At 61.0% G+C, this 13,573-nt stretch carries 9 protein-coding genes; 6 read left to right on the forward strand and 3 right to left on the reverse strand.

Features of this window, described 5'->3' with window-relative positions; all coding sequences use genetic code 11:
- Positions 1-48: 48 nt before the first annotated feature.
- The gene (locus ACOZ4H_RS19075; RefSeq protein ID WP_424330845.1) at positions 49-2,916 is read right to left on the reverse strand and encodes a bacterio-opsin activator domain-containing protein; all 2,868 of its coding nucleotides are present in this window, start codon (positions 2,914-2,916) and stop codon (positions 49-51) included.
- Between the two features lie 756 nt (positions 2,917-3,672).
- On the opposite strand from ACOZ4H_RS19075, the gene ACOZ4H_RS19080 reads away from it, so the two are divergent.
- From ACOZ4H_RS19080 to ACOZ4H_RS19105, 6 genes are all read left to right on the forward strand, one after another.
- Positions 3,673-4,926 (forward strand): Glu/Leu/Phe/Val family dehydrogenase, encoded by a 1,254-nt coding sequence (locus ACOZ4H_RS19080; RefSeq protein WP_424330846.1) that lies wholly within the window; start codon positions 3,673-3,675, stop codon positions 4,924-4,926.
- 103 nt (positions 4,927-5,029) lie between these two features.
- A complete protein-coding gene (locus tag ACOZ4H_RS19085) occupies positions 5,030-5,575 on the forward strand; it encodes a ribbon-helix-helix protein, CopG family (RefSeq protein WP_424330847.1) in 546 nt (181 codons plus the stop codon).
- A 177-nt stretch (positions 5,576-5,752) separates the two neighbouring features.
- Positions 5,753-6,961 (forward strand): Nramp family divalent metal transporter, encoded by a 1,209-nt coding sequence (locus tag ACOZ4H_RS19090; protein WP_424330848.1) that lies wholly within the window; start codon positions 5,753-5,755, stop codon positions 6,959-6,961.
- Positions 6,962-8,965 carry a hydantoinase/oxoprolinase family protein gene (locus ACOZ4H_RS19095; protein WP_424330849.1) on the forward strand — a complete coding sequence of 668 codons (2,004 nt, stop codon included), beginning with the start codon at positions 6,962-6,964 and terminating at the stop codon, positions 8,963-8,965.
- Positions 8,962-10,590 (forward strand): hydantoinase B/oxoprolinase family protein, encoded by a 1,629-nt coding sequence (locus tag ACOZ4H_RS19100; RefSeq protein ID WP_424330850.1) that lies wholly within the window; start codon positions 8,962-8,964, stop codon positions 10,588-10,590. Before ACOZ4H_RS19095 ends, ACOZ4H_RS19100 begins: the two co-directional genes overlap by 4 nt.
- A gap of 102 nt (positions 10,591-10,692) precedes the next feature.
- A complete protein-coding gene (locus ACOZ4H_RS19105; protein WP_424330851.1) occupies positions 10,693-11,685 on the forward strand; it encodes a DUF3592 domain-containing protein in 993 nt (330 codons plus the stop codon).
- A 632-nt stretch (positions 11,686-12,317) separates the two neighbouring features.
- On the opposite strand, the gene ACOZ4H_RS19110 is transcribed toward ACOZ4H_RS19105, so the two are convergent.
- Both ACOZ4H_RS19110 and ACOZ4H_RS19115 read right to left on the reverse strand, forming a co-directional pair.
- Positions 12,318-12,695 (reverse strand): hypothetical protein, encoded by a 378-nt coding sequence (locus tag ACOZ4H_RS19110; RefSeq protein WP_424330852.1) that lies wholly within the window; start codon positions 12,693-12,695, stop codon positions 12,318-12,320.
- Positions 12,692-13,537, reverse strand: coding sequence for a ParA family protein (locus ACOZ4H_RS19115; RefSeq protein ID WP_424330853.1), 846 nt, complete (start codon positions 13,535-13,537; stop codon positions 12,692-12,694). The genes ACOZ4H_RS19110 and ACOZ4H_RS19115 overlap by 4 nt, the downstream gene beginning before the upstream one ends.
- Positions 13,538-13,573: the final 36 nt, after the last annotated feature.

Here is a 13,573-nt window from a genome sequence, read left to right on the forward strand (position 1 = left end):
TAATCAAAGAGGTAGAGCGACAAACAGTGGTTTATTATTAAACCGGTTTCACGACTCACGACTCGATACACTCCGTTCTTCGAACAGTGCTGTGAACAGTTTCCGCTGGACGGTCCGTACGTGCTGGTAGAACGCTGGCGGAGAGATTTCAAGCATCGTTGCGATGTCCTCACCGGACTTCGTGCGCGGGGACTCGAAGTAGCCGCTGTAGTAGGCGGTCTGAATAACCTCGAACTGCCGCTCCGTGAGATCCGTGAGGAACTCCGAACCGCGGTCGTGTTCGATACCCCGTTCGAGCGTCTCCTTGCGCTTGAGTTCGACGCCGGAGAACGTACTGTGAACCAATTGCGCGATGTTTCGAACCTCGACACTCTGTGGTACATCGACGACAAGGGTCGTTCTCTCCGGGTCTGCGGTCGCTTCCCGAAAAATAGCCCCGTGGTCGGCCAGTTCCAGCGCGAGGAACGGCTGAGACAACTCCAGTCGCAGGACGCCGCTCTCGGTGCCGTCCTCACTGATCTGTGTGACGTCGTCTATCGTCGTCATGTCCGCCGCAGCTGCCGCCACCGTGCGCACGTCTCCGTCTTCGACGGTAACGAACACGCTGTCACCAGCCGGGGCATGCTGGATGCCACCCTCGTAGGAAAGGGTACACTCCGCCGACCGGGCGAGTCGTGACAGGAGGAACCGCTCGTCGTCGATGACGAACTCGACGCGGGTCACCGAGGTCGTGAGCAACGCGTGTTTCCGTTCGATGGCGCTGAGTGCCGAAGCGATGGTCTCGCCGAGCTCGCGCAACACTGTACGCGTTGTCTCGTCGAAGGCGTCTTTCGTGTCCGCGTAGATGGTGAGAATCCCGTGCCTGAGATCGTTGTACACCAGCGGGATGCTCAACACTGAGAGGAAGTCACGCGTGAGCGCGTCCGAACGCCACGGCGCGCTCCGGAGATCGGCGGCGACGTTGGGGATCATCGTCAGTTCGCCGGTCGCAGCCGTCTGGCCCGCGGGCTCGGTCTCGGAGTCCGCGACGGTGATCGACTGATTGTCGAGATACCCCTGTTCGCTGCCGGCCCACGCACGCGGTTCGACGGTGGTACCGCCCGGATCGACGCTCCCGATCCACGCGAACTTGAATCGGTCCGTGTCAGTCAGCCGTTCGCAGACGGTGTGGTTGATCTCTTCCTGCGTTTCGGCGCTGACGATCGTCTGGTCTATCTCCCGAATCGTGTTGTTGATGTGATTCAGGGCGGTCAGTTGCTCGTTTTGCCGCTGGAGTTCGCGGTCCTGTTCCCGAAGCTGAGACTCCCGGGCGACCCGGTCGAGGGCAGCCTCGGCGGTCGCTGCGAGCAGATCAGTGAGCTCCTGTGTCACGTCGTCGAACACCCCGACGGCCGTCGAGCCGGTGACGAACACGCCGTGGTTGCCGAGCGGAACGAACATGACGCTACGGAGGTCAGTGGCCCGGTTTTCCAGTCGGTCTGACGTGTGGACGTCGTCGAACACGAGTGTCTCGTCGTTGACGAAGCTGTGGCTTGGAAGTGTGTCGTCGTTCGTGCGGACGGCCGGAAGCGGACCGTGGTGTTCGGTCATCGCCTGGGACTGTGCGACTGGCTGGAGTTCGTTCGTCTCGACGTCGAACAGGTAGATGGCACTCGCGGAGACGTCGAAAACACTGAGCACATCATCGACGATGTGCTGGGCGATTTCCTGATTGGTCTCCGTATAGAGGAACTTCCGTGCGGTTTCCTGCATCGTCGCCAGCGCTTCCTCGCGCTGTTTCCGTTTCGTGATGTCCCGGCAACTGTACAGCAGCGTCCCGCCCTGAATCTCGACTTCGCGGACGTTGACCAGCAGCGTGTGCTCGTGGCCCGCTTTGTCGGTAACAGTACACTCGATGTTCTTGAGAACGCCCTTCTCGGCGAGCTCCGCACGGTCGAACAGGTCCTCGCCGAGAAGCGTGTCGATCGTTTCCTGCTCGCGGATCTCGTCGTCGGTGTAGCCGAAAATGAAGTGGACGTTCGGGCAGACGTAGGTGTATTCCCCGTCCTCGTTCGTCATGAGGACGGTGTCGGTCATATTACTGAGTGTGACCCGGTGGAGTTCCTCGGACTGGCGAAGGTCACGGTCGAGGGTGACCTGGTCCGTGATGTCTATCCCTTCAATCACAATCGAGGTCACGTCGCCGAAGTCGTTCTCGACCGGCCGAACCGAAAGCTCGATAACGCGGTCTGTGGCCGTGGTCGGCCGGTGAACGACCGCGTTACCGAACTGCCCATCGCGTGCGGCCTCCACGAGTTGCCGGATATCGCGTTCGGTCGCCTCGGACTGTGACCACCACGGCAGCGTCCAGAACAGATCACCGATAACCCCGTCAACCGCCTCGTCAATCATCGCCCGTCCCGTCTGGTTCACACGGGCGAGCGAGCCGTCCGGATCGAGAACCCACGTGGCTGTCTGTGTATCGTGAAAAACGGCGTCGAACTGCCGTGCCCGTTCCCGCTGCGTGATCGCTCGCCGAGCGGACTGGAGCGCCTTCCCGGTGCGCTGGATCAACTCGTCTATCCGCAGGCCATCTGCTCCGGTCAGTGGGACGTAGTCGGAAACGCCAGCCTGGATTGCCTCGCTCGCCAGGGCCTCGGTACCGTCCGTGGTTCCGAGGACGACTGGGAGGTCCGGAGCCGAGTCCCGGAGCTGTCGGACCAGCGCAACGCCGCTCCCGTCGTCGAGTGTCTCCCCCGTGACGATACAGTCGACAGACCGCTGTTGCACGGTATCCAGGGCGTCCGATGCCGTCTCGACGGTGCGAACGGCGGCCTCGGTGCCGGCGCTGAGAGCCGCCGTGAACGGCTCGGTCCAGGCCGTCGAACCGACGACGAGAACCCGGGCCGTATCGAGGGGACTCCCGGCGTCGCTCATCTGATTCCTCCGGACACAGAGCTATCACTGAGACCGGTGGCGCTACGCGTGGCCGCTCGGTCCGATTGCTGCCACCGGTCGGGAAATGGGTACTTCAGTTGCCGCGTTTTGGCTGGAGGGTTCAATAGTAAACACCTGATGTCCGGAAGGCTTTGTTGCTAAACAATTTAGTATTTGCTCATTCCGGCGTTCGTTTCGGTCGAGTGCCATCGGTCGACGGCCGGTACTCCTGAAGACACATGAGAGACGTCGCACAGACGCCGAGACGGTCGCTCCCTGCCCGTCGTTCGGGCAGCCGTGAAACGACAGTTCCCGCCGATTCAGCTCAGCTACGATGGACGTTCAACGTCGCTTGACGGAGAAGCGAGCTATCAGGCACGTCGAAGCGCCGACGTCGGTGCCAGTGTTCCGGTCCGTGACGCGGGTCTGGCACTTTCCCAGCGGAGACGTCCTGCTCGAACGCGCCGAGCATCGTGACTGTCTGATTCCGGACGTCGACAGGGTCGACGTTCCAGTGAGTGGAACGGAACAGGTTGCAGACGCCGTGGCACTCGATACGGACACCACTGTTCGGGTGACAGACAAATCAGGATGTCTAGTAGTAACAAAATATGATATGAACGTGAAAATAGGATAAAAATTTCGAACTAGACGGCCGGTGTAAGCCCTCTAATAGTCACTACTATACCATCTAGTATAGTAAAATATCTGGTAGAAATAGATAGCTTTTGGTATCTCGATGAATCTGGTGGATACATGTCTGATGTAAATCCGTACCAGAGCCTGCGGACGCAGATCGACGCTGCGGCCGAATACATAGACGTCTCAGAGGGACAACTGGAACGGTTGAAGACCCCCGAACGGATACTGGAAACGAACCTGTCCGTCGAGATGGACGACGGGTCGATCGAGGTGTTCCGTGCGTATCGGTCCCAGTTCAACGGCGACCGTGGCCCGTACAAGGGCGGGATCCGCTATCACCCGCAGGTGGACCGCGACGAGGTCAAGGCCCTCTCTGGGTGGATGGTCTACAAGACGGCAACGGGCGATATCCCACTCGGCGGTGGGAAAGGCGGCATCGTCATCGATCCGAGCAACTATTCGGAGAGCGAACTCGAACGGGTCACGCGCTCATTTGCCAAGGAATTGACGCCACTGATAGGGGCCGACCGCGACGTGCCCGCACCTGACGTCAACACGGGCCAGCGCGAGATGAACTGGATCAAGGACACCTACGAGACACTCGAAAACACGACCGAACCCGGCGTCATAACCGGCAAGGACCTCGCAAGCGGTGGCAGTGAAGGCCGCGTTGAAGCGACCGGGCGTTCGACGGTCGTCGCAGCGCGCGAAGCCTTCGAGTATCTCGACAAAGACCTCGAAGGCGCGACGGTCGCGGTCCAGGGCTACGGGAACGCCGGCTGGATCGCGGCGAAACTCATCTACGAGATGGGTGCCAACGTCGTCGCCGTGTCTGATTCGAGCGGGGCTGTCTACAACCAAACGTCGTTCGATCCCGTCGCCGTCAAGGACTACAAACGTGAAACCGGGAGCGTCGTCGGATATCCGGGCGCAGAGGACGAACTCACGAACGAGGAACTGCTCACGCTCGACGTCGATCTGTTGATCCCGGCCGCACTCGAGAACGCCATCGACGAGTCCCTGGCACATGACATCTCTGCCGACGTCGTCTCTGAGGCCGCAAACGGCCCGATCACTCCCGCCGCGGACGATGTTCTCAGTGACCGCGAGACGCTGGTCATTCCGGATATCCTCGCAAACGCGGGCGGTGTCATCGTGTCCTACTTCGAGTGGGTCCAGAACAGGCAGCGCTTCTACTGGTCCGAAGAGCGCGTGAACGAGGAGCTGGATTCGATTATCGTCGAGCAGTTCGGGAACCTCGTCGATGCCTACGAGGACCGGAAACTCCCATCGCTCCGAACCGCCGCATACGTCGTCGCACTCCAGCGAGTCGTGAACGCCGGCGAACAGAGTGGCACCTGGCCGTAACCGACTCCCAGACCACGGCCGGAACAGTGTTTTCGCCGACAGGTTGAGAGCGCGCTGTCAGCGAACGTCCCGATATTAAGGTCATCCAGCGACGAGAGACACTATGTCAACCGACCGCGTCACCGTCTCTCTCGATGAGGAGACCAAGGAGACGTTAGAAGACCTGACCGACCGAACTGGGGAAAGTCAAAGCCAACTGATCCGCGAGGCAATCGCGTTCTACGCGGCAAACTTCGACTCAGCGCACGCGAGCGACAGCGACCACCTCCAGACGTACTACGAGATGCTCTCGACGGGCGAACACGTTCTCCTAGACATCGACTTGCTGCACGCGCTCTTGAGCCAGTTTAGTGATCCGGCACAGCGGGACGAGGAGGTTCTCGAAATGATCGATCAAGTGGCGAAGTACCACGCCCAGGAGTATGCCGAACGGTTTGATTCGCTCGAAGACGTTCTCGAGTGGCTATCGCTGTGTGGGTTCCTGACCGTCCGACGGGATGAGAAGGGGAGTTTCCATGTGGTTTTCCCATCCGAGTCGGTACGGTGGTTGATGATTCGGTTCATTCGCGGTAGCATCGCCGATCTTCCGTTCGAAATCGAAATCGAAGAGAGCGTTTCGAAGGTACTGCTGAGAGAACGGGAGCAGTGAACTCCGATCAGGAACGCAAACCGGCTCGAATCTGGGGTCGGGCTGTTCTTACTAATTCATACAGCTAGTGACGCATACACAGAGTTCATACGACCGATGTTCCGGCCACACACGGGTCTTAACAATGCTTTTTGTTACCTGCCAGAACCGTGACAGTGGCTATCAAAACTAACAATCATGAGTATTATACAACGACTCAAAGCTGTCGGTCCAGGAGCGATGGTCGCGGCCGCGTTCATCGGCCCAGGCACGGTCACGACTGCGAGCGTCACCGGGGCGGAGTTCGGCTATGCGCTCCTGTGGACAATGGTCTTCTCGATTGGGGCAACGATCGTTCTCCAGGAGATGAGCGCGCGACTGGGTCTTGTCTCGGGTGAAGGACTTGGTGAAGCACTTCGAGAGCGGTTCGACAATCAAATCGTCGAGTACGTGAGTATATTCCTCGTTGTCGGCGCGATCGGCATCGGGACTGCCGCCTACGAGGCCGGGAACATCCTCGGCGGTGCCGCAGGGCTCGCAACGATCACGGGTATCGACTCGACGGTGTGGGGCGTCGTGATGGGACTCGTCGCCGGACTCCTGCTCTACACTGGGCGCTACAAACTGATCGAGCGAGCACTCGTCGGTCTCGTCGCCGTGATGGCGCTCTCGTTCGTGGCGTCGGCGATTCTCATCGGCCCCGATCCCGGTGCGATTGCGATGGGGTTCGTCCCCGGTATCCCCTCGGGGTCGCTGTACCTCATCACCGGCCTCATCGGCACGACCATCGTCGGGTACAACCTGTTCCTGCACGCGAGTAACGTCCAGGAGCGATGGAGCGGTCCCGAAGATATCGGCCACTCGCGTATCGACACGGTGCTGTCGATCATTGCGGGCGGCGTGATTACGATCACGATCATGGTGACCGCGGCTGCAGCGTTCGAGCCCGGAACGCAGATAAGCGATATCGGCCGGATGGCCGAACAGCTCCGACCCATTGCGGGTCCGTACGCGGAACTGTTCTTCAGCATCGGCATATTCGCCGCCGGGTTCACGAGCGCGACGACGGCACCGCTCGCAGGCGCGTGGGCGACCACAGGTGCATTAGGCTGGGATTCAGACATGCAGAGCACACAGTTCCGTGCCGTCTGGGGAACCATCCTCGGCGTCGGAGTTCTCTCGGTGTTGCTGGGTGGCAGTCCCGTCCAGATCATCGTGTTCGCACAGGTGGTCAACGGGATTTTATTGCCGATCGTGGCGATATTCCTGATATACGCGATGAACCAGCGGGACCTCCTCGGCGAGTACACGAATGGGTCGGTAGCGAACGCGCTGGGCGCTATTGTGACGCTCATCGTCGTGTGGCTCGGGGTACGGACGCTTCTCAGCGTCGCGGGGGTGCTGTAGATGGGCGACCGGCGGATCGGTGTCGACGTCGGTGGAACCTTCACCGACGTGACGCTGTCGCTCGATGGCGAACTCGTGACCGCGAAGGTCCCGAGCACAGAGGACCAGAGCGAGGGCGTAATCGCCGGGATCGAGAAGGCCTGCGAAGCGGCGGGCATCGATCCTGAGACCGTGAGCGAGTTCTCTCATGCGATGACCGTCTCGGTCAATGCGCTCCTCGAAGAGGACGGCGCAAAGACCGCACTCGTCACGACCGACGGGTTCCGGGACGTTCTGGAAATCGGTCGCCAGGACCGCCCGTCGCTGTACGACCTGTCCGCCGAAAAGCCGACACCGCTGGTTCCCAGACGCCGACGCTTCGAAGTGTCCGAACGGACGACCACCGACGGTATCGAAGAGCCCGTCGACGAGGACGAAGTCCGGGCAATCGCCGCGCAGTTACGCGAGCTGGATGTCGAATCCGTCGCCGTCTCGCTCCTGCACGCGTACGCGCACCCCGAAAACGAAACGCACGTCGCAGACATCCTGCGGGACGAACTCGACGTTCCCGTCTCAGCCTCACACGAAGTCCTCGCCGAGTTCCGCGAGTACGAACGAACTTCGACGACGGCCGTCGACGCGTACGTACGACCGGCGATTGACCACTACGTCAGTCACCTCACCGACCGTGCTCGGGACCTCGGGGTTCCACAGCCACGGATCATGCAGGCCAACGGCGGGATCACTGACGCAGACACCGTCAGGCGGAACGCTGTGACGACCGTCCTCTCGGGTCCTGCCGCCGGCGTCGTCGGGGCCGGTTCGATGGCGGCCGACGACACCGGCGGACACGACGGGCTGGTCACGTTCGATATGGGCGGGACCTCTAGCGACGTGAGCCTCGTCCGGGACGGGGAAGCCGAGCGGACGACGGAGGGCGTGATCAACGAGCGGCCGATCAAGACGCCGATGGTCGATGTCGAAACAGTCGGAGCCGGTGGCGGGTCCATCGCCTGGGTCGACGCTGGGGGGGCACTCCGGATCGGACCACGTTCCGCCGGGGCCGACCCCGGCCCCGCCTGCTACGGGAAGGGCGGGACTGAGCCGACCGTCACCGACGCAAACCTTGTACTGGGCTACATCGGCGAAAGCACCAGTCTGGGTGGCGAACTCTCACTCGATGCCGATGCCGCCTATGACGCGCTCGCGGATCTCGCCGACGAGGCGGATCTCGACGGCCCGCTGGAAGCCGCTCGTGGTGTCTACCGCGTTGCGAACGCGAACATGACCCGCGCCATCCGCTCTGTCACCGTCGAACGGGGGTACGACCCGCGGAAGTTCGGTCTCGCTGCGTTCGGGGGTGCCGGACCGATGCACGCGGCATCCATCGCGGACAGCCTCGATATCGACCGGGTGGTGATTCCGCGCGCTTCAGGCGTGCTGTCTGCATACGGCCTGCTCGCGGCCGACGAGAAGCGCGACGCGGTACGGACGTATCAGCGGTCGCTCGACGCGGTCGACCCCGACGATGTCGACGCGGTCTACGAGGAATTATCCGAAGAACTGCTGGCTGAAGTCAGCAACCGCGAGGCGGCAACAGTTCGGTACTCCGCCGACCTCCGGTACGCCGGCCAGAGTTTCGAACTTACCGTGGATGTCGACCGGCCGTTCGACACCGCGGACGCCCGCGAGCGATTCGCAGCAGCCCACGAGTCCGCGTACGGCTATCGAGCGGACGAGTCTGTCGAACTGGTGAACTGTCGCGTGACGACGACCGTCGAACGGAGCGCGCCGCCGGTCGAGTACGATGCCGTTGGCGACCCACATAAGGGGTCCCGTGAGGCGGTGTTCGCCGATGATGTCCGCGAAACCCCGGTCTACGAGCGGACGAAACTGCCACCGCAGGACGAAATCGAAGGCCCGGCGATTGTCGAGGGCGATGAGAGCACAATCGTCATCCCACCGGCCTGGAACGTCCAGGTCCGCGATGACGGGACACTGACAGCGACGGTGAGTGACACATGAATGACGAAGCTACGACACCGAGTGACGAACAGGAGACAATCGACCCCGTAACGCTGGAAATACTCAGGAATCAGCTGGAGAGCGTTGCTACCGAGATGGGCCACGTGCTCATCCGCGGGGCGTACTCCCCGAACATCAAGGAGCGACAGGACTGTTCGACGGCGCTCTTTGACACGTCGGGTCGGATGGTCGCACAGGCGGAACACATCCCGGTGCACCTCGGCGCGATGCCCGACGCGGTAGATATCGTTCTCCAGAAGGACCCGAAACCGGGTGACGTCTTCATCGTCAACGACCCGTTCGCGGGCGGGACACACCTCCCGGACATCACGCTCGTCTCCACGATCGCGCCCAACGACGAGGTGGTCGGGTACGCAGTCTCACGAGCACACCACGCAGACGTAGGCGGGAGTTCGCCGGGGAGTATGCCGCCAGGCGCACAGGAGATTTACGAGGAGGGGCTCCGACTGCCGGCGGTTCGCCTCGTCGACGGCGGCGAGCCCAACGAGGCGGTCCACGACCTCATCCGTGCTAACGTCCGGACGCCGGACGAGCGCGAGGCGGACCTCCGGGCCCAGCGCGCCGCCAACGCGCGGGCTGAGGAACGCATCGGTGACCTCCTCGCGGAACACGGGCCCACACTGCTCAACGCGTTCGATGCCGTCATCGATTACTCCCGCCAACGGGTCGAAGCTGAACTCGACGCGCTCCCGGACGGAACCTATCGAGCGCAGGATGTCCTCGAAGGCGACGGCGTGACCGATGCCGACATCCCGATTGAAGTGGCCGTCACCATCGATGGGGCCTCGATAGCTGTCGACTTCGCTGGAACCGCCGGCCAGGTAGCGGGCAACCTGAACGCGCCGCTCTCCGTTGCGAAGAGCGCAGTCTACTTCGTCGTGCGAGCGATCACCGACCCGGAGATTCCGCCGAACCACGGCTGTTACGAGCCGGTATCCGTGTCCGTACCTGAAGGGTCGATACTCGACCCGAAGCCGCCAGCAGCGGTCGTCGGTGGCAACGTCGAGACCAGCCAGCGCGTCATGGACGTCACGCTGGCGGCGCTTGCCGAAGCAGTCCCCGACAAGGTTCCTGCCGGTGGACAGGGAACGATGAACAACCTCATCATCGGCGACCGAACCGGCGATTTCACGTATTACGAGACAATCGGCGGCGGGTTCGGTGCCAGGCCCGAGAAGGATGGGATGGACGGCGTCCAGGTCGGAATGACAAACACGCTCAACACCCCCGTCGAAGCGATGGAGACCGAGTATCCGCTCCGGGTCGAACGGTACGCGCTGCGGCCGTCCAGCGGCGGCGACGGCCGATACCGCGGTGGACTGGGCCTCGAACGAACCGTCACCGTCGAAACCGACGCCACCGTGTCCCTACTCACGGAGCGGCGCCGGACGGCTCCTGATGGAATCGGTGGCGGCGAAGACGGCGCGACAGGCATAAATCTGATCGATGGCGACCCAGTTGCCGCGAAGGCCTCCGTTGACGTCGAGGCCGGGACGACCGTCTCAGTTCGAACACCCGGCGGCGGCGGGCACGGCGACCCAGCAGAGCGGGACCCGGAAGCAAGGGAAGGTGACCGACGCGACGGAAAGGTAGACGACAGGTGACGTATTGATTCGGTCGCCCTCCGATAGCACGCGAGCGACCTGTGAAGTGGTTTGTTTCGAGCGCTACTCTCATACGAGGAGGACACAATACTGTGAACTGATATGAAGGTCCCGCTCGGAATCACGACCCTCCACCTGTCACAGCGGAGCACGCTTCTGCTGCTCCTCGCCATTGGCCTTCTCGGATTCGGTGGGTACGACTACGTCCAGCAGTCACAGGCGGTCACCAACGCCGTTACCGTCCAGGCAACCATCACTGATGCCAGTGTGGACCGAATGGAAGGCGGCCAGGGCATTGACTACGAGCCGGAAATCCAGTACACGTACCAGTACCAGGGAGAGACGTACACCAGCGACCAGGTGTTCCCGAGCACAGGCATTCGGACGTACTCGGACCGGTCGATGGCTGAGTCGGTAGTCGAAGCGTACGAGCCGGGAACAACGACCCGCGCGTACGTCTCACCGGCTGCCCCAAGCGACGCGTTCCTGATTCGGGAGCGGACGCCGTGGCCACTGCGAGCCATCGCTGTCGGCGGCTTCCTCTTCCTCGTCGGCGTACTGGCTGGATTGGGAGCGAAGAATCCAGGCAAGCATGAGCTACGCCCGGCGAGCGAGGTGCAGCCAGCGCCACGCGAGACATGGGTCGACCGCCACGGCGAGACCATCCACCGGCTCTCGAAACAGGTGCTCGGTGTCTGTTTCGTCGGCTTCTGGCTCTCGATGGTTGCGCTGGCTTTCGGCCTCCTCAACACCACCGGTGAGTTTGGAGGGCCGCCACAGGAGATACAGGCAGCCCTTCTGGGACCGGTCGGTCTCCCGATGCTCGCGGGATTCAGCTTCTGGGTCGGGATGATAGTCTCGCTATGTTTGTACGGCGTCTGGTCGTTCACCGAGTACCAGCAGCTCCGCCGGCGACTTCCTGACCCGACACCACCGAGTCCGTTCAGGCACCCGAGTCGCCTTGTCACGATACTCGGAACGGAAGATGGCAGTTTAAGCGAGTACGGGCAGCGTGTCCGGCTGACTGGGTGGGTATTTGTGATTGCTGTGGGTATGACAGCCATGATTGTGTATCTACTCTACACCGCAAGCTGATACGGCTCAGCTTAGTTAGGGAAGTAACCGACCCCTCGGGGGCATTCCTTATCCATCACTTACCGTGATGGTAACTTGCTGCATACCAAACCAGGTTGTAGTACGGTGTCGGTACCAGCGAGTAGCACTAACGTCACTCGACTTTTCAAACGTGTTCCCTCCGCTCGGGTTCCACAGATCGACAGCCCGCTGTTCCCTGAGAGCGATACCCCCTTTGAGCATTGCGACCGCATCAAGGTCGATAAATACGAACTGTTGCCGGTGTGTCGGACCCATCGACTGTGAATGTCCGGACGGGCTGGAAGCTCTGTGTAGACACTACAAGCACTCGCTCGCCGCCACAGCTATAACGACCGACCAACTCTTTTATCTATTATCACTGACTATTCGTTATAGCTGTCCGAAATAGCCACATGATATAGTCATATAGTATAGTTAGACGGTATAGTTAACAGATATTGATACAAGAACTAGCCAGGAAAGACAGAAGGCAAAAATAGCCAGTTAACACAGCTATCTGTCCCAGTCCTATGCGAGAGTCTACCCGCGGAGAATTCAAGGACAGAGACATAACCGCGAACTCAACGCGGAGTGGTATCCATCAACGCCACCAGAGGCCACCGCAAAAAGACTTAGCGGGGAGCAGTTGACTGTTCCCAGTCGTACCCCCACTCGCGGAGCTTTTCGGCAACCAGGTCCGGATTGTCCATGGCAACGACGAGGGCGGCTTCCAGCGCGTCGGTCTTGTACACGTCCTCACCGACCTCGTCTTCTAGATTGCGGAGGAAGGTGGACTCTCGCTCCTCAACCTCGGGCCGAATGAAAATCGGTCGTTGCTTGCGGTCCTGTTTGACGGAGTCACGACGGAACTTGTATGGAATATCGGGTTGACTCGTGCGATCTACATCAGTGGATTCGGTTTCGACATCCATGGCCTCATCCTGCTGGTCGTCCGGGTCTGGATCTGGCTCGGTCTCCGCGAACGGATCGTCGCCGGAACCGGATTTCATGCTGTAGCCTCCTGTTCGCGAGTCTGTCGTAGATGCGCAGCTAGCTCTTCGAACTGCTCCAGCGTTTCGAGTTCGTAGTCACGTTCCCGACTCCGGTGTTCTTCGATATATTTGAACGCCGAACACTGTTTTCGCCAACACCCTTCGAGCAGCGACGTTCGCTCACGGAACACCACAGGAATATCGTACGACTCCGCACGGAGGCGTTTGAGCATCTCCTCTTGATCATTGGTTCCTTTGAACCGGTTCGGCACAGCAGCTAACACGCCCACATTGATATCCAGTGTGTCTTCAAGTCCAGTCACGAGGTCTGCAAGGCCCTCAACGGACTGCTGGCCTTTTCCACTGGGCTCAAACGGTATAACGAGGTTCCGCGTCGCGTGCAATGCGTTGTACAGTTTCACGTCCGCGGTCGCCGGCGGGTCGATGATGACAGTGTCGTACTCGGACGGAACCCCCGCGTCTTTTAGCACACGGAGGAGCTGGACGTTCGGGTTCCAGTTCTCACCGAAGTCCGCTGCTTCCTCCTCCCGACGCCGCAGATGTTTCGAAAGCACCTCCAGAGAGTTGTGTGCGGGCAGGACATCGACACCTTCGGAGGTCTCAATGAGGCCAGCGAACGGACCGCGTGGCCGTTCGACGAGATGCCGAACTAAGCTATCGGCCTCTGAATCCGTTCGCTGGTCCGCGACGTCAAACAGGAACGAGAGGCTCCCCTCCTGTGGGTCCATATCGATTGCCAGTACGTCGTGACCAGCGCGGGCGTCGGCGACAGCGAGGTTCGCCGCCATCGTTGTCTTGCCGACACCGCCGGCCTCGCTGTACACGGTGTAGGTCAGCATACCATACCGGATACACTACACAGATATAAAGATTAG

Source organism: Haloarcula amylolytica (assembly GCF_049705545.1).
Taxonomy (GTDB): Archaea; Halobacteriota; Halobacteria; order Halobacteriales; family Haloarculaceae; genus Haloarcula; species Haloarcula amylolytica_B.